The organism is Bradyrhizobium rifense, assembly GCF_008123425.1.
In the GTDB taxonomy this organism is placed as follows: Bacteria; Pseudomonadota; Alphaproteobacteria; order Rhizobiales; family Xanthobacteraceae; genus Bradyrhizobium; species Bradyrhizobium rifense.
In genome coordinates, this window is sequence record NZ_VSSS01000078.1 from 26695 (window position 1) to 53477 (window position 26783).

Here is a 26783-nt window from a genome sequence, read left to right on the forward strand (position 1 = left end):
CGCGTGCGTGACCGTGACTGGATCAACTCCAACTCAGTGCATGCTTGCATTCGCATGAACGGAGCCAGGCCCCTTCATCCATGATCCGCTTGATGGCGTGAGCGCAGCGGCCGCATTGGGCGCTGCATCCGAGGCAGGAATACACCTCGCTCATGCGGGGCCGTCGTGCCTCCTTTACGACCACCGAGCGCACCTGATGGTCGCTGAACACATTGCAAGAACAGACGATCATCGTCTTCTCCTAGCCAATACCAACAAGTCGGACGAAGAGCGCCGCAAGCGCGGTGCTCCACCCGGCCGCAAGCACAATGGTTTCCAGTCGCGCCCTCTCGGCATAATCGGGAGGACGCGCGGGGACTGGACGGATAGGCATTCCAGCTCCCTCCGAGGCATCGCGAACACCTAGTGCTGCGCCTCGATTCGCGACCCAATTCGCGACCCACACGGGAGCAACCAGCACGTCGAACCCGGCGCGGGACGTTCATGCGACTTCGTGTTTGGCTTTGGTCTGCAGGTCGGCCTCGGTGAAGCCACAGCCGCCGGGGCGCAGCGCCGAATGCTCGCGCCTGGAGTGGACCAGCGGGTAGAACATCTGCGTCGTCCAGCGCTCCGGGCCAAACAGGATATCGTCCTGCAGGCCGATCTTGGCCGGATATTTGCGTGTGATATGCGCCGTGCCGAACAGCACGTCCCAGAAGAACAGCAGGTTGCCGAAGTTGCCCTTGTAGTGGCCGATTCCATCTTCGTTGGTGAGCGCGTGGTGCGCCCAGTGCGTGGCCGGCGTGGAGATGATACGCTCCAGCACCCACATCAGCGGATGCAGCGCTCGGATGCGATACAGCGGCGCGTCCCACGCCCAGGCGCAGTGCGCGCCGAGGATGACCGCCAGCTTGACCACTAGGTACGCCGCGTAGACCGGGCCGAAACCAAGATACACCGCCACGCCGCCGATCCACAGGCCCGGCATCATCAGGTAGTAAAAGAAGTTGTTGCGGTAGGTAATGCGCACGCTCATGTAGGCCGCGCTGTGGTGCGCGCGGTGCAGCGGCCACAGCAGCGGCGTGTGCGAGGCGCGGTGCCAGAGGTACTGCGTGAGGTCGTCGCCGATCAGCAGCAGGCCGGCCATGGCCCACCACGGCAGGTTGGCCCAGGCGTCGTGTTGCGCGGGCATCAGCCAGTTACACAGCGCGTTGCTGCCCAGCAGTGCGATCGGCTGGGTGATGGCGAGCAGGCTGACGAACATCAGCACCTCCAGCCAGGCGTCGTTGGCTGTCGCATTGCCGCGCACGAGGGCTTGGTAGTGCCGGGTGATGAACTCCATCGCGGCAAATCCCAGGATGCAGGCGCCGATCAGCAGGTATTCCAGTTGCGAGCTCATGTGGGGGCGTCTCCTACCGTTCTCATCTTTGTTTTGTGAGCGCGACATTAGAAGTCGCATCCTGATGCGTCCAATGCATAGTTAGCATCATTCTAATGCATGGAGAGCAACGCCATGGATTTGCGCCGCCTGAGCCACGCCGTCGCGCTTGCCGACACTCTGCATTTCGCCCGCGCCGCCGAAGCCGTCCACTTGAGCCAGCCGGCCTTTAGCCGCAGCATCCAGGCCATCGAGAGCGACCTGGGTATCCGCCTGTTCGAACGCGACGTGGGTGATGTCCGCCCCACCCGGGCCGGCGAGTTCGTCATCGAGCGGGCGCGCAAACTTCTGTTCGAGGCACGTTGCCTGCAGCGCGACGTGGATCTTTACCGCGACAGCCGGCTCGGCGGCGCGGCCTTCGGTGTAGGGCCGCTGTTGACGGCCACCCTGATGCCACGCGCGCTTGTGGCGCTGCGCCGCCAGCACCCGCAGGTGGCGCTGCGCATGGAGGTCGGCAACTCGGTGCAGTTGCTGGAGAGCCTGCGTATCGAGAGCATCGAGTTCTTTGCCGCCGATGTGCGCGACATGCCCAGGGATGCCGCGCTCGACATACAGCTGATCGGGGGGCAACCGGCCAATTTGTATGTGCGGGCAGGCCATCCGCTGGCTGGGCGCGAGCACACGCTGCAGGAAGTCTGGGCGTACGGTCTTGCGGTACCTACGCTGCTGAGCCCCTCAACCGTTGAACTGGCCGCCTTACTGGGCCTGCCTGAGGGCCAGGAGGCCACCATTGCGCTCGAGTGCGACAACTACGGCATACTCAAGACAATCGCGCTCACCACAGATACCATTCTAGGTGCGACGGACGCGGCGGTACGGGAGGAGCTGGAATCCGGAGCGCTCGTCCGGCTTGTCGTGCAGGGCTGGCTGTCGCTACCGTCGAGCACGGGCATCGTGCGTTTACGGGGGAGAACCTCGTCGCCGGCAGCCAAGGCAGCCATTGCAGCGATTGTGCGGGCCGCTGGCGAGATCAACGTCTAGGCGCCTGGCCCTCTTTTCAGGTACCTCGTGGCCGGCGCCCCCTCGATCCTGTCATCGGGCGACGCATCGGAGCTGTTAACAGCAACCCCGCGCTGGACTTCACAGCACACCGGACAGCCGACGGCACCCAAACTCGACCAGCATCCCATCGCCGGTAGTCTTGACGACGCGCCCACGATTTGAGCTCTTGTACGATCGATGAGAGTATCGCGGATTGTTTTAAATTAGGCCAGCGGGCCTTCTTCGTCAGAGCCCATTAAACGGCCGGCGCAGGTTATCGTCAACTTGCGTTGAGCTTCACCGTGCTCCTGCTCCCCTGGAAATACACCTGAACCCGACATGGCTGGCCGACGTATCGATCGGCTCGGCATGACGTGCTGCCGGCCGATAACGACGGCAATAGTTGGGCGCGCACAGATGCGAGCCGCCCTTGAGCACCTTGCGTGGAATCTTGATCTTCGGGTCACGCGGATCATAGCTCGCGCCCTCCGGGCCGCCGCGGGGATTCTGCGGAATGCAACATGCCTTCGGCGCATCCGCTTCATGCTTTGGCGAATACCAATCGGTCGTCCACTCCCAGACGTTTCCAATCATATCATGCAGGCCGTAGCCGTTGGCCGGAAATGCAGTGACCGGCGAGGTTCGTTCGAAACCGTCGGTTGCGAGATTCTCATGCGGGAAATTGCCCTGCCAAGTGTTTGCCATGTGCTTGCCAGCAGGCGTTAGTTCATCGCCCCACGCGAATTCGGCGTCGTCCAATCCGCCGCGCGCGGCGAGCTCCCATTCGGCTTCGGTCGGCAATTCCTTGCCGGCCCATTTGGCGTAGGCTTCGACGTCACGGTAAGCGACGTGAATGACCGGATGGTCGTCGAGCCCGCGGATATTGCTGTGGCGGCCATAAGGCCGGCGCCAGCTGGCGCCGAATGCGAACGTCCACCATTCACCCCAGTAACGCAGGTCAACAGCCTCCTTGGGAGGAGTGAAGACCAGCGAGCCGGCCTTGAGCATGTGGGGTAAGGCGTTGGGATAGTCCTTCGCGTCGGGCGTCACCTCGGCGAAGGTGACGTAGCCGGTCGCATTGATGAACTCGCGAAACTGGCGATTGGTGACGGGCGTCCGGTCTATCCAGAAGCCATCTACCGTGACCCGGTGAACCGGGGCTTCCTCCGGGTAATGCTTGTCCGAGCCCATGCGAAACGTGCCGCCCGGCACGTATACCATCCCCGCATCCGCGGGACGCGTGAGCGATTGACCCGGATGGAATTTCGTATCGGTGAAATTCATTTCAAACTCCGGCCCGTTCCAATAAGCGCCTTCATTTCGACGACGATATTGCCCGAGCGGCGGCCCTCGTCACTATGCGAATTCGGCAGAAACGCCGATGGCGCGTTATCGTAGTCATTTCCCGGGCCCCTGGAATATATCGATAGAGTCACTTGGCGCCCAGGATGGACTGGGGGGTTGGGTCACGAGCATCAGACCCGGGATCACTCCGGCAAAACCTTGAAGGAGAAGCCACCAGGTGCTCGACTTCCGAGGCAGCAACGCGATGTTGGTCATGACGAGAGTTCCCCCCTGCTAATTATTGGCCGGCGGTAATCGCAGCTTTTCCATCGCCTGTTCGACTGAAAACGAACCTGGTCTTTGCCGCGGCGGAAATTGCACGAAACTCGCAAGGTGCTGGCCCACGATCGCCTGCGCGGGAACGACGACGAAGGCATGCTCGATGAACCATCGGACGTAATCGCCGGACTCATGCTGGGCCCGCTCAAACGGATCGGATTTCAGATTATACAGGATCGGCAAGCGGAGCTGAATCATCGGCTGCTGCCAGACACTAAGGCCCTCAGCCTTTTGCTCCAGGAACACCGCCTTCCACTGATCATAGCGCAGGCCGGCGAGATTGCCGTCGTCTGTCCAATAGAAAAATTCGCGGCGCTTATCCGGTCCCTTGCCGCTGAGAAGATCGCGCTGGTCATACCCGTCGAGGTGAACCTTGAAAGTCTGTCCGGCTGCATCGTAGCCCTGCAGAAGCTTCTCCTTGACAGCTGGCTCGCCGGCCGCCGCGACCAGTGTCGTTGCCCAGTCCTCCGCGGAGAAGACGTCGTTGATCTCGGTGTGCGCCGCCACCAGTCCGGGCCAGCGTATCATCGCAGGAACGCGATATCCGCCCTCCCAGTTGGTGTTCTTCTCGCCCCTAAACGGCGTGGTACCGCCGTCAGGCCAAGTGAACGTCTCCGCACCGTTGTCGGTCGTGTAGATCACGATCGTGTTGTTCGCGATCCCGAGATCGTCGAGTTTCTTGAGTAGTTGTCCGACTTGTCCATCATGTTCTACCATGCCGTCAGGATAGATGCCCAAACCTGTCTTGCCCTGAGACTCAGCCCGGAGTCGGGTCCAGATGTGCATCCGGCTCGGATTGAACCAGACGAAAAAGGGCTTCTTGTCGCGATTGGCCCGGTCAATGAAATCAGTTGAAGCCGTCAGAAACTCTTCATCAATCGTTTCCATCCGCTTTTTGGTGAGCGGCCCGGTGTCGTCGCACTTCTGCTTTCCCCACGCGCCAAATCGAGGGTCCTCGCCGGGCGTGTCGATGGTGGTGGCGACGCATTTCAAGACCCCGCGCGGGCCAAACTGGGCTCTAAAGGCAGGATTCCTCGGATAATCCGGGTGCTCGGGCTCATCCTCGGCATTCAGATGGTAGAGGTTGCCGAAGAACTCATCGAAGCCGTGGACGGTCGGCAGAAATTCGTTTCGATCACCAAGATGGTTCTTGCCGAACTGAGCCGTCGCATATCCCTGCGGCTTAAGCAGTTCGGCGATGGTCGGATCTTTGCCTGACAATCCTTCCTTTGCTCCAGGCAGGCCAACTTTCAGCAGCCCCGTCCGCAACGGACTTTGGCCGGTGATGAAAGCAGCCCGGCCGGCGGTGCAGGATTGCTGTCCATAATAATCGGTGAAAATCGCGCCTTCGTTGGCAATGCGATCGATGTTGGGCGTCCGGTATCCCATCATCCCGCGGTTGTAGGCGCTGATGTTCCAATAGCCGATGTCGTCCGCCATAATGACGAGAATGTTCGGCTTCTGCGGCTGTTGAGCCAGGGCAGAGCCCCCGGTCGTTGACCCGATCGCTGTCAGCGCGGTCAGACTGAGCAGTGCCGATCGAAGCTTGTTTGCGAAGGTCATCGAGTATTTCCTCTGAATTCTTCATAAGACCGCGATTGTTTCGAACGAGAGGCTGTGTTGTGCGTGCAGCTCGATGCGTAGACCCTGGCCGGTGAGATCTTGCCGAAAGTGGCCGGCCATTCGGGCCGGCCACAGATGCTTGATCTCGGCAAGGCGCTTAGTTACTCGCTCTGATGACCGGCTTTCTTCATTTCTGCGAGGATGCCGTCGAGGTTATAGGTCTCCGGCGCCTGCATCGGTGGGAAGTCCTTGTACGAGAAGAGCTCCTTTTCCCAGAGCAGTTGGCCGAGGGGCAGAATATTCCAGTCGTACAGGTAGGCTGTGCTCGGCGATCCGATCGAACCTGCATAGCCCAGCAGCGATTTGGCATCGGAGCCGACCGTCTGCTCGAACGGGTCACGCTTGATGTTGGCGACCTGCGTCCAATGGAAGCTCTGCGCTCCGAACAACCCGCCGGTCCCGGTATCCGGCACCATCGTGTAGTACATCTTCCAGTTCTTGTAGCGTACCGCCGATGGCTGCGCGCCGGTGTAGTAGAAGAAGACTTCGCGTGCGGATTTATCCGCGCCTTCGAGATAGGCGCGCTGATCGACGCCGTCGAGTGTCGTCTTGACGATGCCGGGATAGCTTCCAGCCTCGATCTGCTTCTTCAAGGCGTCGCCCTTCGGTCCGCCGGCGATGTCGACCAACGTCGGCAGCCAATCAAGTGCCGACATCATCTCATTCTTGACTGTGCCTGGCTTGATGTGGCCTGGCCAGCGAACGACCATCGGGGCGCGCATGCCACCTTCCCAGGTGGTCAGCTTGCCCCCCTTGAAGGGGGTGGTGCCGCCGTCGGGAAAAGTGATGTTCTCGGCGCCGTTGTCGGTCGTGAAGACGATGACGGTATTGTCGAGCTGGCCCATGTCCTCGAGCTTCTTGAGGACATAGCCGATATTGTCGTCCATCTGCTTCATGCCAGCCTCGTTGAGGCCCCAGTCCTTGCCACCGGGCTCGCCGATCATCGCCTCGTATTTGGGGGGCAGCACGGTCGTGATGTGCATGCGCGCTGGATTGTACCAGACGAAGAACGGCTTGTTGGTCTTCTTGGGATCGTTGCGATCAAGATAGTCGATGACCTTGGCCGAGATTTCCTCGTCCACGCCTCGTGATCGGTCGAGCGTCAAAGGACCTTCGTCCCTGCAGCTCTGGTTTGCTTGCGAGCCGTCCGATGATTTGCACGCAAGCACCGGCCGCGGCGGCGTCAGGCACGTCGCTGTTCGAGGATCCACGGCACCTGGGACATCTGTGAGGCCCGGGACCGGGGTTGCCTTGCACGGAGGCGCAATGCCTTGCACGGTCGGGCTCTTGTTGATGTCCGGGAAACTCACCCCCTGCATCGCGTCGAGGTGATACAGGTAACCCCAGAACTCCTGGAAACCATGCGCGGTTGGTAGCGCCTCGGGATTATCACCAAGGTGATTCTTGCCGAACTCGCCGGTATTGTAACCGAGGTCGAGCAAGAACTTGGCAACGGCGGGGGTACCGGGCCGCAGCCAGGACGGGCTGCCCGGCAACTGCGGAGGTATCATGCCCGTGCGAAGCGGATGCATGCCGGTGAAAAAGGCGTTCCGCCCGGCGGTGCAGCTCTGCTCGGCATAATATGTCATGAAGAGCGCACCATCGTTTCCGATGCGATCGATGTTCGGAGTCTCTCCGACCATCAGACCGCGATGGTAGATGCTCGGCTGCATGATGCCGATGTCGTCACCCATGATGAAAAGAATGTTGGGCTTGCCAGACGCCCCTTGTGCAACGGCCGGCAAAGTGATCGCCGGCAAGCTGGCCGCGGCCAGCGCGGCAGTTGAAAACAGCTTATTTCTTAGACTTTTACTGATCTTCATCGCTTCAGCTCCTATCTTCAAACTCGTAATGTGTGAACAAGCAGACTTTCGAGGTCCGGTAGGCTGCTGCAAAAGGGATGTCATTGGCTGGCGGCGCGCGCACGGGTCAACACTCCCTTCGAGGTCAAACTTCCCAAGCTTGCTTTGATCGCGCTATGCGAATTCGGCAGACGTCTCTCAATTATTCCGTTCCGTTTGAAACGCGGCGCAGTGTTGATGATGGGGTTTCACCAAAAACGGCGCGATAAGCCACGGCGAAGCGCCCAAGTTCGGTGAACTGATGATCACGCGCAATCTCGGAAACACTTGCCGTGTTCGGGTTGGCACGCCTCAACGCCGATCGCGCCTTGTTCAACCGCCGCAACAAATGGTATCGGCCCGGGCTCATACCCAGAAATTCCGCGCAGCAAAGTCGCAAGGTTCGCTCCGGCACGCCGATGGTGGCGCAGAGCCCTGACAGATTCAAATGGCCCTCACTCCGTACCGCCAGGGCCTCTTCGAAGCGAGCCATGATGTCGGCATGGCGTCCCTTCCACTTCAAGAGTCTCTCTGCGCTCTCCGTGGACAGGCAATTCACTAAAGCACTTAGCAGGTCCTGCTCGAGTGATCGCGTAACCCGAGGGCTCGCGATCAATTCTTCTCGCGTTTCAGCGAGATGACATGCCCTTGAAAGCTGACTCAGCAACAATCTAGCCGGGCCACGTGCCGGCACTATTGCGAAACTCTCCGATGGCGCTCTGATACTTTTGCCGATCAAGGTCTTGCTGCATGCGGCCAGTTCCTCGCGTGGAAGCGATATGACGCACCAGTCCCCGTCCCCCGCTGTCCGCTGATGCGCTCGCTCGCCGAGCGAATGGAAAATCAGGTCGCCTCGATTCAAACCGAGCCCGCAATAGATCAAGCCGGGCCGCCCGCTTAAGGGAAACGAGATGTGCACTTGAGTCGGAGGCAATGCGACGAAGGAAATGCGCGGCAGATTCTCCTGCCCCCTCAGTACATGCAGCCTGCCTAGCTTGAACCGGGTGAGGCGTCCTTTGAACTCTCCGCCTGCCGTGACAAAGAGATCGACCTTCGCGGCCTTGATGGCAGCGCAGTACTCGTCGGGACTGGCAAACGTGGCCGTGCCGTTCTCCACCATCCGAATGTTCTCATATGAGGCACGCCGCCGTCGCTATCGGCCCTGCCACGCACGCAGCATGCAAGATCGGCCACGATCCGCCTATGCAACTTCGGAAAATGAAGTCCCCCAGACGTCTTGTCGTACCCGGCTCGGCCGGGTCCGTGTCCAAAGTGTTGCGCAGACACATCAGTGGCGAACAGTTGGAGCCTTGTGCCGTTTTTGCATAGCATCCTCCAGAACTACAGATAGCATGGGGATCGATCTTACCGGGGAGCGGGCAGATGCAACGTGATCGACTGAACTGGAGCAGCTTGCGGCTTGGCGCCGGCGCGATCGGTGCGCTGCTGATCCTCGTTCCCCAGGTTTCTCGCGCCGACGAAAGTGGCGTTTAGTTCTGGCTGCCTGGACAGGTCAGCAGCCTACCGGCAGCTCCGCAATCGGCGCCAGGCTGGTCCATGGGTACTGTCTATTATCACACCAGTGTAGCAGCATCCGGCTCCGTCGCTGCAGCGCGCGAGATTCAGATCGGCAGGTTCGCGCCGAACGTCAACGTCAGCTTCAATGCGAGCTTGAATGCGCAAGCCGATCTCCTGCTGCTGAACCCGACTTACACCTTCGGCACCCCGGTCCTCGGCGGCCAATTGGCGATCGGCGTGACCGGGATATTCGGCCGTTCAGCCGCGACCATCGACGGAACGCTGACGGCCAATATCGGAGGATTTGCCGCAACCCGGATGGGAAGTATCGGAGATTCGATTACGTCCGTCGGCGATCTCTATCCGATGATCACCCTGAAATGGAATTCGGGCGTCAACAACTACATGACTTACGCAACGGGTGACATTCCGGTCGGCGCCTATGATTCGAGCCGTATCGCCAATCTCGGCATCGGCCACGGCGCCATCGATACGGGTGGCGGTTACACTTATTTGAACCCCGCCACGGGCGTAACACTGTCTGGCGTTGCGGGACTTACCTACAATTTCAAGAATCCCGACACTCAAGTTCAAAGTGGAATCGATTTCCATTTTGACTGGAGCGTGGCGCAATTCCTTTCGAAACAGACCTTCGTGGGTTTCGTCGGATACGCCTATCAGCAGATCTCGGACGACACAGGCGGAAGTCAGCTCCTCGGCGGTTTCAGATCCCGTGTCCTCGGCGTGGGCCCGCAGTTTGGGTATATCTTTCCCGTCGGGGACATGCAGGGATATCTCAACGTGAAGGCATACGGGGAATTCAACGCAGCAAATCGGCCGTCCGGTTGGAATACATGGCTGACATTTGCGATTTCCCCGACCGCAGAAACGGATGCGAAGCCGACCCGGCATCTCGTGACGAAATAGCGTTGGCATCGAGCGGCACGCCAGCAGGTAGCCCTCCGCTTTCGCTAAGACCTGAAACTCGCCATCCCGGGATGATCAAACCTTGGCGAACCCAGCTCCGAATTTCAGACCATTTAAGTCAGAGACGAAGGACGATTTGGTCTATTGTCGCGGCGCTCCGGCCGGCGCTGCAGGGTCACGGGCGGCGACTTGCCGAACAATGCGCGATAGGCAACCGCGAATCGTCCCAACTCCCAGAAGCCATATCCGTAGCGATTCTGGTCACCGTCTCCATCGAACTATCCGAACGCAGCAGCGCTCGCCGGACGAGATGCATTCTGTGCAATGCGAGGTAGCGGATCGGCCCCATGCCAACATGATCTTCACAAGCGGCACGCAGAGTGCGTTCGGCTGCGCGGACAGCGGCGCAAATTTCTGCCAGATATAACGGCGTGTCGGAGTTTTCTTCCGGGAATTCTTCCAAACGCTTGACGATCGTCTCGTGGCGCGGCGCACCAGGCGACATCGTCGACAACGTGCCTTCAGCCACGCATCTCACCATCAGGTGAATCGAATTTTGCTCGAAAGCACGAACCACCTCGGCAAGATCGAAAAGTTCTGGCATTGTTTTGGCGACTGAGCAGATACTCTTTTGCAGATTTAACAGTCATGCCATCGACTCCGCATTTGGACGAACGGTGCTCTTGAACGCCGGTGGTTCGAACTGGCCTCCGATCATTAAGCTGCAGGCAGTGTGAAAATCATCCTGGGGCAATGACATGCCCCCGTAGCCACAGTCTCCTTCAGCTCTTATGTGCATCACGAGAACAACAAGCCGAGGCTATGCAGAAACGGCAAAAAGCATGAGAATTTGAGAGCGTCTGCCGAATCTGCATTGCCCCATGACAAAAGTGCGACAAATTACTCGAGCGGGACAAACAAGACATCCGGGAACGCCTCGGGCCAGCGTTGGTTGGGCAGACCAGACCGATTGCCTGAGGACCGTGATGCACGACGATCATTTAACCGTCGATCAATGCGACGAAATTGCGAACGCGTTGCGTGAAGATGCCGCCCGTTTACCGTCCGGATCGGATCAGCAGCAGCTGTTGCAGCTGGCGGAAAGATATCGCGCCCTCGCCGAACTGAAGCGAATGGTTCTTCGTCTTGTGAATTGACCGTGTCCTCTCGGACAATGACGCCCAATCCCAGGCGCCTAGGTAACGCGCTGACGTCGCGCGATGCCGCATCTCGGGCACGCCGATAATGTTCTCTTACAGCGAACTTTCGGACCGCCTGCCTAGAACATCAGCAGTAGAATCTAAGCACAATGGTTCTCCGACAAATGTCTCGAACGGCTCAACTCCAACTCCCCCTTGCCGAAATTGCATAGCGAGATTCCGGCGATCCTCCATAGTGCGTCATCAATATGATGCCCAATGGCCCGACATGGCAACGCGGGAGAAACAGATGAAACCCATAAGATTCATTTCGACGCTGGTGCTCTGTTGGATTGCCCTCGGGATTCCAGCGAGCGCGCTCGAAATAAATGGCGCCTGGGCCACTTCCCCATCCTCCTGCAGCCAGGTTTTCATGAAGAAGGATGGCGCCATTTCCTTTAGGCAGGACTCCGACCAGTACGGCGGGGGGTTCATCCTGGACGGAGACAGGATTCGAGGGCAGATGCAGACCTGTACCATCAATAGGCGAAAGGAAGACGGCAACGTCATTCATATGATCGCCAAGTGTGCAGATGACATCATGACATCGAATGTTCAATTCAGCGCGAAAATAATCGACGGGAACACCATCGCTCGAATTTTTCCGGGAATGCCAGAATTCACTCTGAGCTATTCGCGCTGCGCGATGTGATTGATTCGACGGCTGCCTCGCTCAAGGCAAAATCTCCCGACTTGTGGCCGAATCTATCCATGCGTCTGCCCTGCATGGCGCGCTACCTCATAATCGTGAACCGTGCAAATCAACGTCGCTGGAGAGCGAAAACAATGGTGAAGACAGCTTCAATTTTGGCCTGAGGCCTGATTTCTGCGGCTTTTCCATTTAGCGCACCCAAGCTTTTCGCGCTTCGCCGGCTTCTCAAATGTCGACGGCCGATATCGTTCAGGTGCGCGACTTCTGCGGCCTCGGCTTTCATCGCAATCCTTGGGGCGCCTGCGTTCCGAATGGCGTACTGTATGGCTACATCGCGCCTGTGGTCGTAGCGCCTCCCGTTGCCGTCGCACCATGCGTCGTTATCCCCACGGATATTACTATTACGCTCCCGACAACCGCTGCGTCCCCGCTCCATAATCTCCAGATCCAACGCGAGAGACGTCGCACAGACACCGCCGCGATGGTGGCGTCGAACCCAAGGCTCACCCTCAGTTAAAGGTCCTTGAGCAATCTCATCCAGCGACCGGCGCGTGCCGCGATCCTCGCGGGATCGCGGCTCTGCAAGCGGAGATCCTCAGCAGCTCAGACTGATCACCGGTAACGCACAATTGTGCCGACGGGTGATGTCGGATTCCTTCAAGGTATTGTCACAGGACCGACGCAGCGACTCCGACGGCGACTCGTCAAACAGAGCTCGATAGGCCACCGAGAAACGCCCAAGTTCCCAGAAACCGTGATCGATTGCAATTCGGGTGACGGTCGTCTTCGAGGGGTCCGCCTGCCGAAGAGCGCGACGGACAAGGTGGAATCTCCGCATCGAAAGAAAGCGGATCGGTGCCATCCCCAGTTGTGCTTCACAGGCGGCCCGCAGGGTTCGCTCGGCTACGCCGATCGCCGCGCAAATTTCCGTCAGGTATAATGGACGGTCAGGATGGCACTCAAGAAATTCCTCGAACCGAGCCATGATCAGGTCGTGACGTTGACCTCCCGTAGTCATTTTCTGCGTTTGGCCCTCGGTGAGGCACCGGACCATGACAAGGATGATGTCCTCCTCCAACGCACGGATTACGCTGGGGAAAGAAAGAATGTCGGGCGCAGTTCTGGCAAGTTGAACAGTCATTGCGTGAAGGTTCAGCAGCCGGGACATAAGTTCGGAAGGTGGTCTTACGGGATGCTTCCGGGCTAGTGCGGCAAACTCGTGGCCGGTTACCGCGTTGTAGAGAGCTTCGAAATCATCACTCGACAGCGACATCGCCCCCCAATCGCAGTCGGGTTCGGTGCGCCGAAACATCAAATCGGTATCGTTGATGACAATGTCGCCAGGCAAGACCTGCATGCCACAATGCTGCATGGCCGGCTGATTTGCCCTGGTAAGAAAGCCGAAGGCGGCACGACGTGGCTTGACCGCGCCTGTGCAGATGCGCGGCAGATCCTCATGTGCCGCGTGAACCCATAGCTTGTTCATGCCGACTTGCGTCAATTCGGCGTGGAATTTGCCTTTCACCGCAGGAAGTAGCTCGATATCAATCGATTCAAATGCCGCCTGATACGAAATGGAGTCAGTAAAGCTAAGTACCCTGCTCCAAGGCATTACTCTTCCTCCATGATTTACCGACAACAACGATCTACCGGTCGTGAAAAAACAGGGGCCCGTCAAATGGGATTCCCAATCACTACCTAACTGCATGATGTCAGTTTGCACGTACTGGATGTGGGCGGGGCTTGATCTATCTCAAGGATCGCGCGGTCCAAAAAGTTGTCGGCGTACGGAGAGCATCATCTATGCCTGCCAACCGGCTTGCCAAAACTTAATGCGAATCGAACGGAAAGATCACTTTCCAATCCTTCTTCATGTCGATCACAGTCCACCTGTTGGTAACGGCCGCATCCAATGCAACGTCGAGACGTCCGAAATGGGACTGCCGATCGTAGGCATATTCGCGCTCGGCGTCCGTGTGATGAACGATAGCCCCGAAGCGCACGCCGTCGCTGATAGTCGTCCACTGAAGCATCTCGAGATCGCCGTCAGAGTTTCCGAACGCGGCAATCGGACGGCGGCCGATGGCCTCGTTAATGCCAGCCGGCTTGCCGGCCTTGTCGTCGATGAAATTCAAATACGGCACCCGGAATAGAGTGGGGATACCATCCCGCACCCGGAATTCGGTCTTGATCGACGATCCAATCACCTGCTCAGGACCAACACCGTATACTTTCTCGGTCCATGGACGCATGAACTCGACACCGCCACCCGACACAATGAAGGTTTTGAAACCGTTTGCCCGCAGGTAGGAGAGCAATTCGAGCATCGGTTGATAGACCAATTCGGTATAGGGCCGCTTGAAGCGCGGATCGCGTGCCGTAGTGAGCCAGTCCGTCACGATCTTTGAGAATTCATCGTTGGTCATGCCGGCATGGGTCATCATGATCAATTGAACGATATCGTGCTCATCCATTTCTTCCGAGGCTTTAACGTCACCCTCTAGGACCGATTGAAACGGCTCCATGTACGCCCAGTCAGGATGCAGAGGCGCCATTGCCCTCACCCGATCGAGTGCAAAAGCCAATTGGACATACATCGGCTGCTCAACCCAAAGTGTGCCATCATTATCGAACGTCGCGATCCGTTCCGTGGGTGCCACAAAATCAGGCCCGCCGACTTTAGTGACGCGGCCCACGAATTCGACGATGGCTTGCTTTGTCGGCGTGGCATTCCATGAAGGCAAAGGATCGACTTGGGCGAGCGCAGAAAATGACCAGATCAAACCCAGCGCCAGCCCAAGGATTCTGGCAGCTATCAGGCTCAGAGATTTGCACTTCATTGCCTAACTCCAGGCGCTACACCATGTGAACCCGCCGAAAGCGAAGCTTTAACGAATGGGCCGATAGCGTCTATGCAATTCCGGCAGATTTGGCCCGACGATCGAACGACAGGGATCTCGTCATCCGCGTGACGAACAGGCCAGCGTCCCTCGATTTTTGGATGGTTCTGGCCGTTTTTGCATAGTCTGCACATTGGTCGCTATTTAGAAGGGTAACGTCAGCTCGCCATATTGGGGCAGTGATGCTTGCCTACTGGCACCCCATGTCGCGGCAGAAGCTCTGTCTTTGAAAGGCCGCGGGGAACAGTTGGATGAATTTGTCTGCGAGAGGTCGACGATGGCTCATGGGTCTCGGGGCCACTGCAATCGCCTATGTCTTGCTCGCTTATGTCCTGGCGCCAACATTGTGGACCCACCATGAGCACGAACCCGGTCTTGCCAATATGTCCATGGTGACACGTACCGCTGACGGAATTCCGGGCGATGCGCTTAATGTGGGGTTGGTCGGGGACAAGGAAGACATCACCCGCGCGATGCACGCTGCCGAATGGTTTCCCGCAGACGCGATTACCTTGCGGACAAGCATCGACATCATTGGCAGCGTCGTATTCGATCGACCGTACCACGACGCGCCGGTCAGCCCGCTTTTTTACGATGGAAAAAAGCAAGAGCTCGCGTTCGAAAAACCAATTGGTACCAGTGCTGATCGCCGACACCATGTTCGCTTATGGCAGGTCCTTGAAAAGGGAGCGAGTGACCGACCGGTTTGGCTCGGATCGATAACGTTCGACCGGGGAGTTGGGCTCAGCCACGACACCGGGCAGGTCACCCATCACATCGGCCCAGATATTGACGCCGAACGCGACTTGCTGATGCATGACTTGCGCGCTGCTGGTATGGTCGAGGCTTTTTTCACGATATCAGGAATAGGGCCAACCTTGTTCGCGCGGAATGGCGAGGGCGATCCTTACTATACCGATGGAGAAATCGACGTCGCACGTCTTGTCGTCGATGGCACCAAGAGAATCGATCCGCCAGTAACTCTGCCAGCACCACCGCCGATCGCTCTTAAGGATCGGGTCTGGCACAGCGTCAGTTCCGTCATCGCGCAGTAAGATAAATCCGTTGCTCTATAAGAAGCATCCCTTTCCCGTCCGTACGAAGAGGCAAACCATTCATGGAAAGCCTGACACATTATTTCGCAGTGGCCTTTGTGTCGCTGTCACTTGCTTCATTGACAAGCGCCCGGCTGCGCAGGCGCCATTCTATCATGAGCGACGAGCAGAAGGACGATTTGAGCCTCGTCCTTGCAGCGTCCCTGACGCTGCTCGCCTTGATTATTAGCTTCAGCTTCTCGATGGCGACCAACCGTTACGATCAACGCAAAAATTTCATGGAGGTCGAAGCCAATGCGATCGGAACCGATATTGCGTGCCGACTTTGTGCCACCGGCAGATGCCGCAAGGGGCGGGCGCTTCTGAGCGATTACACAAAGCAACTGATTCTGTTCTTTATCAATGCCGATGACGCGCACCGAACACGAATAGACGAACGGATCAGTCAAGAGGAGGCCGACCTCTGGGCTGCAGTCCGAGGACCGGCTGCGGCCTGATTGCCGACATCGATGCGCCGCGGCATGGGTTAATACACGTCAGCCCGCAGAACCTGGAAAGCTTGTCGAGATCGTTCGCGCATTGACGTATATCGTTCCCTGATGCGACGGCGGCTCGGGGTGGGCACCATCCATGCTGACGATCACCGCAGGCATTTTTTCTTCCGTGCCGGAATCGCATAGCCTCTTAGACACCTCCGGGCGAATATCGGCGCAGAGACCGACAAAGCGCCCCGCGGAGATAATTCCCATGACCAGGCGTGGCAAGCTCAACATACTTTTCGTCGTTGCAGCGATGCTCCCGACATTCGCTTCAGCCGAGGCCCCTCGCCGCCCGGTCGTGATCGCTCACGATGCGTACCGCAAGCCATTGCCGAGCGTCAGCAGGAAGGGCCAATTCATCCTGCGACAGGATTTGTTTGACCGTCGGAATCCAACCGACCTGCGATCAGACTGGCCAAGCCCGCCTGCCCAGCCCGGCCAAATCTGAGCGGATGATTCAGTCGGTCAGGTAACCCGGTTCAAGAACAGAGCGAAGGATGAGTATGATCGAAGGCATCAAATTCGGTTCGTTGGCGTCGCTTGTCGGGGTGACAGTTGCCTTTTCGCCAGTGTTGGCGCAACAGCCAAGGAAGCCCAATGTTGTCGTCATGCTCATGGACAATCTGGGCTATGGGGAATTGGGCGTTTACGGCGGTGGCCTGCTTCGCGGTGCGGCCACACCGCGTATCGACGCACTTGCCGGTGAGGGGACGCGCCTGCTCAACTTCAACGTCGAGGCGCAATGCACCCCGTCCCGTTCCGCGCTCATGACCGGCCGCTTCGCGATCCGCTCCGGCACCTACGAAGTCCCCATCGGCGGCGTCCCCGACGGATTGACCCAGTGGGAAGTCACGATCGCTCAGTTGTTGTCGGGGCAAGGCTACGCCACCGGCATGTGGGGCAAGTGGCATCTCGGCAGCGCTCAGGCCCGGCTGCCGACCAATCGAGGATTCGACGAGTGGTATGGCATCCCGCGCACTTACGACGAGGCGATGTGGCCGTCGCTGGACGAGACCCGGAGCATGTGGCCATCGGTCGGCGACAAGCAGGGCTGGAGCGCCAGGTTGGTCGAGCCCGAGCCGATTTACGAAGCGCGCAGCGGTGAGACACCCCGGGTTGTCGCGACTCTCAATGTCGACAATCGACGGACCATGGAAGCCGAGATCACTAGGCGCGCCGTCGATTTCATCAAACGTAACGCAAGCGCCGGCAAGCCGTTCTTTGCCTACGTTCCATTTTCGCTGGTGCACATGCCGACGCTGCCGAATCTCGAGTTCGCCGGCAAGACCGGCAACGGCGATTGGGCGGACTGCCTCGCCGAAATGGACTACCGAACCGGTCAGGTTCTGGATGCCATCAAGCAGGCCGGCGTTGAAGACGATACGCTCGTCATTTTCACGAGCGACAATGGCCCGGAAGCCACCAACCCCTGGGAGGGTGATAACGGGCCCTGGCGCGGGACCTACTTCACCGCGATGGAGGGCTCGCTGCGCGCCCCCTTCATCATTCGGTGGCCGGGCAAGGTGCCCGCGGGCCGTGTGAGCAACGAGATCGTTCACATCGTCGACCTCTTCACGACAATCGCCCACGTCGGCGGCGCAGACGTTCCGAAGGACCGTCCGATTGATGGCGTGGATCAGCTCGACTTTTTCTTCGGCAAGCAGGAGGCTTCCAACCGCGAGGGCTTTCCCGCCTACGTCGCCGACCGGCTCTCCGCCGTGAAATGGCGTAACTGGAAAGTGCACTTGGTCTGGCAGGAGAATATGTATGCGCCGCCACAGAAATTGCCTTTGCCAAAGGTCATCAATCTGCTTACCGACAGAAAAGAAGAGCGGGATGTGGCCGCTTACAACTCGTGGGTCGCTGATCCGGCGATGAAAATCATCGGCGGGTTGGAGGAGAGCTTCAAGATGTACCCTCCGATCAAACTCGGCACCTCCGACCCCTACACGCCGCCGTCGCGGTGACCTCCTCGAGGACTAGATCATCCCAATACGCATGCCGAGACAGTCGCCAGGCCTGCCGAGGAATAACGGGGAGTTCATCGCGGAAATGGACCGCGCCGGAGGCGAGCGGATTTTGACGCCCCAGCGCCGACGCCCTCTACGTAGCTGCCACACTACGCGATGCGGCTGGCCGCATAATGCGACGATCCTAAAGGAAATTGGCCATGAGATACACCAGGCAGTCGTTGGCGATCATCTGTCTATTCCTAGGAGTTTCCCTGTCCTTGGGTGTCGGAAAACTGAATGCGCGCGATGCCGATTCCGCTTTGACAGCCGCGCGGACGGGTAAACAGCAATGCATAAATGCCTGTCGCGCACGTTACCGCGACTGTCGTCATCTGAACCAGTTGCCCTCCTTCGAGTGTCGGAGTGTCTACCAAGACTGCAGCCGATATGCTTGTACGGGTTTGGGGCCGGGATGACCCGGGGGCTTCTTGCCGGGGGGCACACGTGAGTGGCCGGCTCGACCGGCCGTGACTCTGAATATGACGCCGATATCCCCAGCCGTTGAGGCTTCATAAGCCTGGAAGGCGAGAGCGTCCCGACCACACGATGCATCGCACAAGTGATCATCGGACATGGAGGCGGCCGACCAAGCTGTCGCGACGCAATCCCAAGGAGTAAGGTGCGAGCGGTAGCCCGCCTCGGAGGCGTCGTATGGATCTTGCGATTTGGTTGCGGAGCCTTGGCCTCGAACGCTTCGAAGCCGCGTTCCGCGAAAACGATATCGACGAAACCGTTCTGCGAGACCTGACGGACGATCACCTGCGTGAAATGGGCCTTACGCTGGGTGCGCGCGTCAAGCTCACGAAAGCCATCGCGGCGCTTCCCAAGGAATTTTCAGCCGACACCATCTCTGCCGCCACGCTCGCTACTAACTCGGCGGAGCGACGTCACGTTACGGTGATGTTCAGCGATCTGGTGGGCTCAACCGTGCTGTCTACGCGAATGGATCCGGAGGACTTGCGCAAGCTCATCTCGGCCTATCAGAAGTGCGTAACCGATGCAGTCCAGCGATTCGGTGGTTTCGTCGCGAAGTACATGGGCGATGGTGTACTGGTCTATTTCGGCTATCCGGAGGCTCATGAGGATGACGCCGAGAGGTCGGTGAGGTCGGCGCTGGAACTAGTGTCGGAAGTCTCGAAACTTATGACCGATAAGGACTTGCAGACCAGGGTCGGCATCGCCACCGGGTTGGTTGTGGTCGGCGATCTCGTCGGATCGGGAGAGGCGCAGGAGCGGGGAATAGTTGGCGAGACACCTAACCTCGCCGCGCGACTGCAGGGTCTTGCGGAACCGAACATGGTGGTGATCGCGGAAGCCACGAGAAGACTGGTCGGCAATTTATTCGAGTTGAAGGACCTTGGCTTTCAGGAGTTGAAGGGAATTGCGGGATCCGTGCAAGTCTGGGCCGCGCTGCGGCCTGCCGCGGTGGAAGGACACTTTGAGGCATTTCACGCCTCCGAGCTGTCGACCATTGTCGGGAGAGAGGAGGAAAAGGAGCTACTCCTGCGACGCTGGTCGAGAGCGAAGGAGGGCGAAGGACAAGTCGTCCTGCTCTCCGGAGAGGCAGGAATCGGCAAATCCCGGTTGACCACGGCGTTCCTGAAGCAGATCGGCGAAGAACCGCATGCGCGTCTTCGTTGCTTTTGCTCCCCCCGCCACACCGACAGTGCGCTGTATCCCATCATAGGTCAGTTGGAACGTGCGGCCGAACTCAAACACGACGACGACGCAACATCGAAGTTGGACAAGCTCGATGATCTGTTGGCGCGGAGCCCGACTTCGCCCGGTGACTGCGCATTGCTCGCTGGTCTCCTGTCGCTTCCCAATGATGGGCGCTACCCGCCGCTGTCCTATGATCCGCAGGAGCGTCGGAAAAGGACTCTAGAGGCGCTTTTAGGACAGATCGAGGCGCTCTCCCGCTCCGAGCCAGTGCTGATGGTCTTTGAAGATGCGCACTGGATCGATCCTACAAGCCTGGAGCTGGTAGGTCGTATCCTCGAGCGGATCGTGGCGCTGCCAGTGCTGCTGGTCGTGACGTGTCGGCCGGAATTCCAGCCGCCCTGGCTTGGCCTTCCGCATGTGACCGCCTTGACCATCAATCGCCTGAATCGCCGCGATGTCGACGCCATCATTGACGGCATCGTCGGCAATCGTCCGCTGCCGGCCGGCGTTCGCCAGGATATGATCGAGCGGGCCGACGGCATTCCGCTCTTCGTCGAGGAATTGACGAAAGCAGTGCTGGAAGCCGGTAGCGAGGAAGAAGCCCGAAAGACGGCGGCCCTCATTCCATCGCCGCGACTTCAAATTCCGGCAACCTTACATGCCTCCCTTATGGCGCGTCTTGACCGATTGGGCCCGGCGAAGGATTTGGCTCAGATCGGCGCGGCTCTCGGCCGCGAATTCTCGCACGCACTGATCGAGGCGGTGGGCGGCAAAGCGCCGATGGAACTGGAGACCGGATTGCATCGCTTGATCGCAGCCGGACTGCTGTCCAGGCAGGGCGTCGCACCGCATGCGAACTACCTGTTCAAGCACGCGCTGGTGCAGGACGCCGCCTACAGTACGCTGCTGCATGAGCATGGTCAGAGATTGCACGCCAGAATCGCTGACGTGCTCGAAACCCGGTTTGCCGATGCAGTCGAGCGTCAACCAGAGATTTTGGCGCGCCACTGCACCGATGCCGGGCAGATCGAGAAAGCCGCGCGATATTGGGGAACGGCGGGTCAACGTTCGCTAGAGCGCTCGGCGGTGGTCGAGGCTTCCGAGCAGCTTGCGCGAGCATTAGGCCAAATCGTCAGCCTGCCATCAACTCCCATGCTCAGGCGCGAACGGATCAAGCTTCAGGTGGCCCATTCGAACGCTCTGATGCACGTCAAGGGTTATGCAGCGCCTGAGACGAGAACATCCCTCCATCAGGCGCGCGCACTGATCGAGGAAGTGGAAGCTCTCGGAGAGCCTTTGCACGATCCGCTTTTGTTGCTCTCCGTTCTCTATGGTCTTTGGGTCGCGAGCTACAACACGTTCGATGGCGATGCAGTGCGGGAGCGTGCTGCGGAGTGTTTGCAGGCCGCGGAGAAGCAGCCGAACACCGTCTCGCTCATGGTAGGGCGTCGCCTCATGGGTATTTCATTGTCCCATACCGGCGACCTCGCTGCGGGGCGCGCAAACCTCGAAGAAGCTAGGCGGCTTTACAATCCCGTTGAGCACAGGCCACTGGCGACCCGGTTTGGTCAAGACATCGGCATTGGCATCCTGTTTCAGCGAGCGTTGCCGCTATGGATGCTAGGCTACCCCGAGGCAGCGCTTGCCGACTGCGATCAAGCGATGAAAGATGCGCGCGAAATCGGCCTGGTGACGACCTTGATGCCGGCGCTGCTGTACACGTCGATGATCCATATCTTCTGCGGAAATGACGAGATAGCAAACAGCCAAGCGAATGAACTTGTGTTGTTGGCGGACGGAAAAGGCAGCGCGCTTTGGAAAGCCTTCGGCGTCTTGCTGCAGGGTGTCGCATTTTCGCTGAACGGCAGGCCATCGGACGCTGAGCGAACGATCACGTTCGGGATTGGCGCCTTGCGCGCCACAGGATCGACGCTGTGGATGCCGTACTGGTCATCGTGGTTGGCGAAATCCTGCATCGTATCGGGTCACCCTGAAGAGGCCCGGCGCTGGATCGACGAGGCCATGACAGCGATCAAAACGTCAAAGGAAAAATTGTTCGAGCCGGAGGTCAATCGTCTGGCCGGCGAAATCGCATTGCTCTCGGCCAAGTCTGATACCATGGAAGCAGAAGCACATTTTGCTAGATCGCTCGCGATTGCGCGCGAGCAAGGAGCAAAATCCTGGGAACTGCGGGCAGCGAATAGTCTGGCGCGTCTTTGGAAAGATCGAGGCGAGTACGACAAGGCCCGTGGACTTCTAGCTCCGATCTATGGCTGGTTCGCCGGGGGTTTTCTATCGCGCGATTTGCAAGAGGCGAAAGATTTTCTTAGCGAACTTGCTTAGTAGACCATCAACGGCGGTTGCTGATTACCCTTCGACATCAACGAAGCGTCCAGTGCGGCGGGCTGCTCAGCCAATCATTGTTGTGGCGGCCGGGGGCACCGTGCTCCGCGGAGTGCGTCTTTGTCTCTTGTCTTCATTGTCGCCGGGCACTTTCGGCTCTTTCTTGATATTGAGGACTGATGATTATCCCGGATTTGGTGTCCTCTTCACGCAGCGGAATCCGACATAACTGGTCGAGGTACCACTGCCTCGGCGTGCCGCGCGGCCGGGCACGGTAGCGGCGGGAGTAGTTCGCCGCACAGAGATGCGAACGCCCTTGAGCACCTTGCGGGGGATCCTAATGTTCGGCTGGCAAGGGTCGATAGCTCGCGCTTTCCGGTCAGCCGCTCGCGCCTCCGGGGGACGTAACTGGACAGATGATGCTAGTTTCCGGCGCGACGCATGAAGGCCACGTCGCTGCGGTCAACGCTGTGACCAACGCCGAGACTAAGAAAGTTGCGCATACATTGGTACCTACCGGCAGCTTCACCGATCCGGAATACGGTGCGATCGGTATGCGTCAATCGCAATGCTCCGACGCCGGAATCGATTATGAAACCTCTGTCATCTGGTGCGAGGATCTGACTCGCGCGATTGTCGACGACCGCACAGCTGGCTTCTGCAAGATGATCGCGGACCGCAGGAGACACAAGTTTCTGGGCGCGTATATCGTCGGCGAACGTGCCGTAGAAACTGTGCAGCTGATGGCCACGATCATGGCCGGGGGACTGACGGTGGAGCAGGTAGCTGACCTAGAACTCGCGTTCCCGGCCCATTCGGCGATCATCCTTATGGCAGCGCGGGACCTAAAATACAAACTCGATCCGGAGTATGCGGCACTCTACCAATCGGGCATGGTCGGAAGCCGCGCCAGCAAGGCGCTGTCCTGACCTGTTGCGGCCGTCCGATGCGGTTGCCCCGGCGCGCGAGATTCCGCGAGGCTTCACCTCCCAAGTAGCGCCCGCATCGCCGTAATCGAAGTCGCCGGAGACTATAAGGATAATGTTCGCTTCCTGCCGCCTGCCGGTGCCACGGCCGGGGTCTGCGCCCGCGCTAGTGCTGGGCGGTTCGCTGCAATCGCATCTCAGGCTGTGCTTGCGTCAAGCTGCGATCACCGTTGCTCATTTGCCGAAACCGCATAGCCGGCAGGATCGACTGAATTTATTATGGACCGCATTGAGACCGTGATGCGTGACTTCTCATGGTCATCATCCGCAAGTTGCGCAGCGACGAGCGGCTGCACCCTTAGCGACTGAGGAGCGCGCGCGGAATGTTGACATTTCGAACCTCACTCACCTTCGCTGTGATGGCTTTTATCGTCGCTCTTGCTGTTTTGCTGATCACCATTCAGGTCCGAACGCTTCGTTGGGCAACGAAGGAAGCTGCGTCCGCCTATATGGACGCAACCAGCTCGAAGGCCTTGGGACGTCTTCAGACGGAGATCACCGCGATAGCCTCGTTGGCGCATGTGCTGGCGACCAGTTCCAGCGTGACCGATTCAAATGAAAGAACCGAGACCGGCCCCGCGATCCCACTGTTCAAGGTCGCACTGCAGGAACTGCCCCAAATGGACGGTATCTATGCCGGTTTCGAAAATGGCGCCTGGTTGCAGGTGCGGCGCATTGGCGATCTCAACGATGAGCAACGCGAGAGGCTTCGTGCGACGCCTGGGGCCATCGTTGCGATCAATTTGATCCGCCTGCGCAGAGTGGCGAACTTCCAGTGCGACGAATCTTTGAAGATCGGCAAGGCAACGAAGTCGGACAGCTTGATCTATGGAAATACGAATACGACGCGCGCAAGCGGCCCTGGTATCGCGAGACGATGAAAGCCGACCGTCCGCTGGTCTCGTCGCCGTACCTTGCGTTTAGCATCGGTGCACCCGTGATCACGATAAGCGCACCCTTGCGAGGGAAAGTGCCTGGCGTCCTTGCCGCCGATCTCAAGCTCGACACCTTCAGCGATTTCGTCCAGGCGCAACGGCCCGGGGAGCACGGCATCGTCCTGATTTTCGACTCAATGGGTTCGCTCATAGCCCATCCCGATTTTGCGCAGTTCGTTGTCGATGCGATGACACATCCATCCCAACGACAATTGCCAAACGTCAAGGAGATCAAAACCGGGGTCGTGGCGACAGCCTTACGAGCGTCGCTTGGTCGCGACCGCTATGAGGGTAGCAACCGCGACGACCGGGGCCGGGACTATCTGTTCAGGATGGCACAATTCACTCTGGGCGAGGAGTACACCGCCAACATTTTGCTGCTGGCGGTCCAGGATGACTTTGCTCAAAATGTTCGGAGCCTGCAGTTTACCGGACTAATGCTCGCAACTATCGCTGGCGCTGCCTTCATTCCCGTCGTTTGGATATTTGGCAGCGGAATGTCGCGAGCCTTGAAAAACATAACGGCTCAGGCGGTTAAGCTTCAGACGCTGGCTGCGCCTGACCCCTCGCCAGTCGCATCGCGCATTAAGGAAATTCACGAACTTGGCGGCGCCATGGAACTCGCGCAGCGCGCGATATGGTCATTCGCGCACTTTATCCCCAAGGAAATCGTCCGGGGAATCATCGATAATTCCATCTCCACCGAGCTTGGCGGAGTCCGAGAGGAGATTACCGTCGTTTTCACCGACGTCCGGGATTTCACGTCGATCGCCGAGTCCGCGGACCCTGATGTTCTCATGCACCAGATGTCACGTTATTTCTCCGTGCTTACAGAGGCGTTCCTCGCCGAAGGCGGAACGGTCGACAAATTCATTGGTGATGCGATGATGGTGTTCTGGAACGCACCCAATCCGCAGCCTAACCACGTTGAGCGGGCCTGCCGGGCGGCCCTTGTGGGCAGAGCGGCGTGTGACAGGCTCAACTCCCAGTTTGAAACTGAAGGTTTAAAGCCATTCTTCACGCGCTTTGGCATTCACGTCGGAGATGCCGTCGTCGGCAATCTCGGGTCGACGGAGCGCATGAACTACACAGCCCTTGGCAATACGGTAAATCTGGCAGCGCGCCTCGAAGGCCTGAACAAGCAGTTTGGGACCAATATCCTTGTGAGCGAAGGCGTCTATTTGCGGGCTCAACATTGTTTCCAGTTCAGAGCTTTGGAGTCGGTCCTGGCCAAGGGCATGACCAGGGAAACACGCGTTTTCGAGCTCGTCGGGGCATTGACATGAAATCAGCTTCGGTCCTGCGAGTTGTCGTTCTTGGATTGCTCGTCTTGCGGTTCGTGCTCGCCGGTCCGACGGTTCGCGCAGACGAAGCCACTATCAAAATCGGCATTTTGCATTCTCTGTCCGGCACCATGGCAATCAGCGAGTGAGTACTTAAGGACACGGTTCTGATGCTGGTAGCCCACCAGAACAGGAAAGGTGGGCTGCTCGGGCGGAAATTGGAACCGGTGGTCGTTGACCCGGCGTCCGATTGGGATGCCTTTGCCGAAAAAGCCCGGGAATTGCTCACGAAGGAAAAGGTCGCAGTCGTGTTCGGCTGCTGGACTTCCGCCTCCCGCAAATCCGTTCTGCCAATCTTCGAGCAGTTGAACGGCCTGCTCTTCTACCCCGTGCAATACGAGGGCGAAGAGAGCTCTCGCAACATCTTCTACACGGGAGCCACGCCCAATCAGCAGGCAATTCCGGCGGTTCGATATCTGATGAGCAAGGAAGGAGGCGAAGTTCGCAGGTGGTTTCTGCTTGGCACTGACTACGTTTATCCGCGCACAACAAACCGGTTCTTGAGCGCGTATTTGACGCCGAGGGCGTATCGCCAGAGGATATCACGACGATTTATACGCCGTTCGGCTACTCCGAATGGCGAGGAATCGTCGAGCGGATCAGAGCCATCGGCTCGCAGGGAAAAAAGACCGCGGTCATATCAAAATCAACGGAGATGCAAACACGTACTTCTATAGGGAACTCGCAGCCCAACACGTAGATGCCAAGGTAATTCCAGTCATGGCGTTCTCGATTGGTGACCGCGAATTGCTCGGTGGTGATATCTTCCCCGTCGGGCACCTGGCGGCCTGGAATTACTACCAGTCGATCAAGTCACCAGAAAACGAAGCGTTCATCAAGATGTGGGCGGACTTCAACGAGCAACGAGAGAAAACTACAAATGACCCGATGGAAGCCACGTTCATTGGCTTCAGGATGTGGGCGCAAGCCGTTGTCCAAGCTCGCACCACTGATGTCGATGCGGTCCGCCAGGCCATGTACGGTCAAAGAATCAAGGCGCCGAGCGGCTTCGAAGTTGTGATGAACACCAATCATCATCTTTCCAAGCCAGTGATGATTGGCAAAATAAATTCTTCGGGGACCTTTGGCGTTATTTGGCAGTCAATCAATCCGGTCCGCGCTGATGCCTGGAGCAAGTACCTCCCCGAAAGCGCCAAGCGTACGGCTGATTGGACCTTTCCCTGGGTCTGCGGGGGGTGCGTCGAGCCGACCTTCAAGGAATGGTGA

General features: G+C 58.6%; 21 protein-coding genes and 2 pseudogenes. 13 read left to right on the forward strand and 10 right to left on the reverse strand.

All coding sequences use genetic code 11. The annotated features are described in order from the left end of the window. Nucleotides 1-22: 22 nt before the first annotated feature. Together FXB40_RS41450 and FXB40_RS41455 are read right to left on the reverse strand one after the other, a co-directional pair. A complete protein-coding gene (locus FXB40_RS41450; RefSeq protein WP_148778036.1) occupies nucleotides 23-232 on the reverse strand; it encodes a (2Fe-2S)-binding protein in 210 nt (69 codons plus the stop codon). Nucleotides 233-481: 249 nt separating this feature from the next. Further along, nucleotides 482-1378, reverse strand: coding sequence for a sterol desaturase family protein (locus tag FXB40_RS41455; protein WP_148778037.1), 897 nt, complete (start codon nucleotides 1376-1378; stop codon nucleotides 482-484). Nucleotides 1379-1492: 114 nt separating this feature from the next. Between FXB40_RS41455 and FXB40_RS41460 the strand changes: the two genes are divergently transcribed. Further along, nucleotides 1493-2398, forward strand: a complete 906-nt coding sequence (locus FXB40_RS41460; protein WP_148778038.1) for a LysR family transcriptional regulator — start codon at nucleotides 1493-1495, stop codon at nucleotides 2396-2398. Nucleotides 2399-2695: 297 nt separating this feature from the next. On the opposite strand, the gene FXB40_RS41465 is transcribed toward FXB40_RS41460, so the two are convergent. The 4 genes from FXB40_RS41465 to FXB40_RS41480 form a co-directional block, all read right to left on the reverse strand. Beyond that, the gene (locus FXB40_RS41465) at nucleotides 2696-3682 is read right to left on the reverse strand and encodes a formylglycine-generating enzyme family protein (protein WP_148778039.1); all 987 of its coding nucleotides are present in this window, start codon (nucleotides 3680-3682) and stop codon (nucleotides 2696-2698) included. A gap of 294 nt (nucleotides 3683-3976) precedes the next feature. After that, nucleotides 3977-5584, reverse strand: coding sequence for an arylsulfatase (locus FXB40_RS41470; RefSeq protein WP_148778040.1), 1608 nt, complete (start codon nucleotides 5582-5584; stop codon nucleotides 3977-3979). 161 nt (nucleotides 5585-5745) lie between these two features. Further along, on the reverse strand, nucleotides 5746-7467 hold the full coding sequence (locus FXB40_RS41475) for an arylsulfatase (protein ID WP_148778041.1): 1722 nt from the start codon (nucleotides 7465-7467) through the stop codon (nucleotides 5746-5748). A gap of 181 nt (nucleotides 7468-7648) precedes the next feature. Then, nucleotides 7649-8605, reverse strand: coding sequence for an AraC family transcriptional regulator (locus FXB40_RS41480; RefSeq protein WP_148778042.1), 957 nt, complete (start codon nucleotides 8603-8605; stop codon nucleotides 7649-7651). 437 nt (nucleotides 8606-9042) lie between these two features. On the opposite strand from FXB40_RS41480, the gene FXB40_RS41485 reads away from it, so the two are divergent. Further along, a complete protein-coding gene (locus FXB40_RS41485; protein WP_347339804.1) occupies nucleotides 9043-9930 on the forward strand; it encodes a SphA family protein in 888 nt (295 codons plus the stop codon). Nucleotides 9931-10105: 175 nt separating this feature from the next. On the opposite strand, the gene FXB40_RS41490 is transcribed toward FXB40_RS41485, so the two are convergent. Further along, nucleotides 10106-10534, reverse strand: a complete 429-nt coding sequence (locus tag FXB40_RS41490; protein WP_148778043.1) for a helix-turn-helix domain-containing protein — start codon at nucleotides 10532-10534, stop codon at nucleotides 10106-10108. Between the two features lie 382 nt (nucleotides 10535-10916). Here FXB40_RS41490 and FXB40_RS48435 point away from each other — a divergent pair, with 382 nt between their 5' ends. From FXB40_RS48435 to FXB40_RS50600, 3 genes are all read left to right on the forward strand, one after another. Beyond that, nucleotides 10917-11087, forward strand: a complete 171-nt coding sequence (locus FXB40_RS48435) for a hypothetical protein (protein WP_187437496.1) — start codon at nucleotides 10917-10919, stop codon at nucleotides 11085-11087. A 292-nt stretch (nucleotides 11088-11379) separates the two neighbouring features. After that, nucleotides 11380-11781, forward strand: a complete 402-nt coding sequence (locus FXB40_RS41495; RefSeq protein WP_148778044.1) for a hypothetical protein — start codon at nucleotides 11380-11382, stop codon at nucleotides 11779-11781. A 229-nt stretch (nucleotides 11782-12010) separates the two neighbouring features. Next, entirely contained in the window at nucleotides 12011-12298 is a 288-nt protein-coding gene (locus tag FXB40_RS50600; RefSeq protein ID WP_430648181.1) for a GCG_CRPN prefix-to-repeats domain-containing protein, read from the forward strand. Nucleotides 12299-12376: 78 nt separating this feature from the next. Here the strand turns inward: FXB40_RS50600 and FXB40_RS41500 are convergent, their stop codons facing one another. Together FXB40_RS41500 and FXB40_RS41505 are read right to left on the reverse strand one after the other, a co-directional pair. Next, nucleotides 12377-13393 carry a helix-turn-helix domain-containing protein gene (locus FXB40_RS41500; protein WP_187437497.1) on the reverse strand — a complete coding sequence of 339 codons (1017 nt, stop codon included), beginning with the start codon at nucleotides 13391-13393 and terminating at the stop codon, nucleotides 12377-12379. A 217-nt stretch (nucleotides 13394-13610) separates the two neighbouring features. Next, complete coding sequence (locus FXB40_RS41505) at nucleotides 13611-14621, reverse strand: HAD family hydrolase (protein ID WP_148778046.1); 1011 nt, start codon at nucleotides 14619-14621, stop codon at nucleotides 13611-13613. A gap of 344 nt (nucleotides 14622-14965) precedes the next feature. Here FXB40_RS41505 and FXB40_RS41510 point away from each other — a divergent pair, with 344 nt between their 5' ends. The 4 genes from FXB40_RS41510 to FXB40_RS41525 all read left to right on the forward strand — a co-directional run bounded on the left by FXB40_RS41510 (nucleotide 14966) and on the right by FXB40_RS41525 (nucleotide 22292). Further along, nucleotides 14966-15736, forward strand: coding sequence for an LssY C-terminal domain-containing protein (locus FXB40_RS41510; RefSeq protein WP_246208273.1), 771 nt, complete (start codon nucleotides 14966-14968; stop codon nucleotides 15734-15736). A 62-nt stretch (nucleotides 15737-15798) separates the two neighbouring features. Next, on the forward strand, nucleotides 15799-16233 hold the full coding sequence (locus tag FXB40_RS41515; protein ID WP_148778048.1) for a hypothetical protein: 435 nt from the start codon (nucleotides 15799-15801) through the stop codon (nucleotides 16231-16233). A 539-nt stretch (nucleotides 16234-16772) separates the two neighbouring features. Beyond that, the gene (locus tag FXB40_RS41520) at nucleotides 16773-18242 is read left to right on the forward strand and encodes an arylsulfatase (RefSeq protein ID WP_148778049.1); all 1470 of its coding nucleotides are present in this window, start codon (nucleotides 16773-16775) and stop codon (nucleotides 18240-18242) included. Between the two features lie 696 nt (nucleotides 18243-18938). Beyond that, nucleotides 18939-22292: an adenylate/guanylate cyclase domain-containing protein gene (locus FXB40_RS41525; protein ID WP_148778050.1), complete on the forward strand. Its 3354-nt coding sequence runs from the start codon at nucleotides 18939-18941 to the stop codon at nucleotides 22290-22292. A 183-nt stretch (nucleotides 22293-22475) separates the two neighbouring features. Here FXB40_RS41525 and FXB40_RS49595 read toward each other — a convergent pair. After that, a pseudogene (locus FXB40_RS49595) lies at nucleotides 22476-22655 on the reverse strand (SUMF1/EgtB/PvdO family nonheme iron enzyme); the annotation flags it as partial. A gap of 53 nt (nucleotides 22656-22708) precedes the next feature. On the opposite strand from FXB40_RS49595, the gene FXB40_RS41535 reads away from it, so the two are divergent. From FXB40_RS41535 to urtA, 4 genes and pseudogenes are all read left to right on the forward strand, one after another. Then, nucleotides 22709-23221, forward strand: coding sequence for an NAD(P)/FAD-dependent oxidoreductase (locus FXB40_RS41535; RefSeq protein WP_148778051.1), 513 nt, complete (start codon nucleotides 22709-22711; stop codon nucleotides 23219-23221). 380 nt (nucleotides 23222-23601) lie between these two features. Next, nucleotides 23602-24159 (forward strand): hypothetical protein, encoded by a 558-nt coding sequence (locus tag FXB40_RS48440; protein ID WP_187437498.1) that lies wholly within the window; start codon nucleotides 23602-23604, stop codon nucleotides 24157-24159. Beyond that, nucleotides 24054-25499 (forward strand): adenylate/guanylate cyclase domain-containing protein, encoded by a 1446-nt coding sequence (locus FXB40_RS41540; protein ID WP_187437499.1) that lies wholly within the window; start codon nucleotides 24054-24056, stop codon nucleotides 25497-25499. The genes FXB40_RS48440 and FXB40_RS41540 overlap by 106 nt, the downstream gene beginning before the upstream one ends. Beyond that, nucleotides 25496-26783: pseudogene (gene urtA, locus FXB40_RS41545) on the forward strand (urea ABC transporter substrate-binding protein). The gene FXB40_RS41540 and the pseudogene urtA overlap by 4 nt, the downstream one beginning before the upstream one ends.

Bases quoted from the DNA above. Each gene is read 5' to 3' on its own strand.
- FXB40_RS41450 (WP_148778036.1), bottom strand. From the start codon at position 232: ATGATCGTCTGTTCTTGCAATGTGTTCAGCGACCATCAGGTGCGCTCG.
- FXB40_RS41455 (WP_148778037.1), bottom strand. From the start codon at position 1,378: ATGAGCTCGCAACTGGAATACCTGCTGATCGGCGCCTGCATCCTGGGA.
- FXB40_RS41460 (WP_148778038.1), top strand. From the start codon at position 1,493: ATGGATTTGCGCCGCCTGAGCCACGCCGTCGCGCTTGCCGACACTCTG.
- FXB40_RS41465 (WP_148778039.1), bottom strand. From the start codon at position 3,682: ATGAATTTCACCGATACGAAATTCCATCCGGGTCAATCGCTCACGCGT.
- FXB40_RS41470 (WP_148778040.1), bottom strand. From the start codon at position 5,584: ATGACCTTCGCAAACAAGCTTCGATCGGCACTGCTCAGTCTGACCGCG.
- FXB40_RS41475 (WP_148778041.1), bottom strand. From the start codon at position 7,467: ATGAAGATCAGTAAAAGTCTAAGAAATAAGCTGTTTTCAACTGCCGCG.
- FXB40_RS41480 (WP_148778042.1), bottom strand. From the start codon at position 8,605: ATGGTGGAGAACGGCACGGCCACGTTTGCCAGTCCCGACGAGTACTGC.
- FXB40_RS41485 (WP_347339804.1), top strand. From the start codon at position 9,043: ATGGGTACTGTCTATTATCACACCAGTGTAGCAGCATCCGGCTCCGTC.
- FXB40_RS41490 (WP_148778043.1), bottom strand. From the start codon at position 10,534: ATGCCAGAACTTTTCGATCTTGCCGAGGTGGTTCGTGCTTTCGAGCAA.
- FXB40_RS48435 (WP_187437496.1), top strand. From the start codon at position 10,917: ATGCACGACGATCATTTAACCGTCGATCAATGCGACGAAATTGCGAAC.
- FXB40_RS41495 (WP_148778044.1), top strand. From the start codon at position 11,380: ATGAAACCCATAAGATTCATTTCGACGCTGGTGCTCTGTTGGATTGCC.
- FXB40_RS50600 (WP_430648181.1), top strand. From the start codon at position 12,011: ATGTCGACGGCCGATATCGTTCAGGTGCGCGACTTCTGCGGCCTCGGC.
- FXB40_RS41500 (WP_187437497.1), bottom strand. From the start codon at position 13,393: ATGCCTTGGAGCAGGGTACTTAGCTTTACTGACTCCATTTCGTATCAG.
- FXB40_RS41505 (WP_148778046.1), bottom strand. From the start codon at position 14,621: ATGAAGTGCAAATCTCTGAGCCTGATAGCTGCCAGAATCCTTGGGCTG.
- FXB40_RS41510 (WP_246208273.1), top strand. From the start codon at position 14,966: ATGGGTCTCGGGGCCACTGCAATCGCCTATGTCTTGCTCGCTTATGTC.
- FXB40_RS41515 (WP_148778048.1), top strand. From the start codon at position 15,799: ATGGAAAGCCTGACACATTATTTCGCAGTGGCCTTTGTGTCGCTGTCA.
- FXB40_RS41520 (WP_148778049.1), top strand. From the start codon at position 16,773: ATGAGTATGATCGAAGGCATCAAATTCGGTTCGTTGGCGTCGCTTGTC.
- FXB40_RS41525 (WP_148778050.1), top strand. From the start codon at position 18,939: ATGGATCTTGCGATTTGGTTGCGGAGCCTTGGCCTCGAACGCTTCGAA.
- FXB40_RS41535 (WP_148778051.1), top strand. From the start codon at position 22,709: ATGATGCTAGTTTCCGGCGCGACGCATGAAGGCCACGTCGCTGCGGTC.
- FXB40_RS48440 (WP_187437498.1), top strand. From the start codon at position 23,602: ATGTTGACATTTCGAACCTCACTCACCTTCGCTGTGATGGCTTTTATC.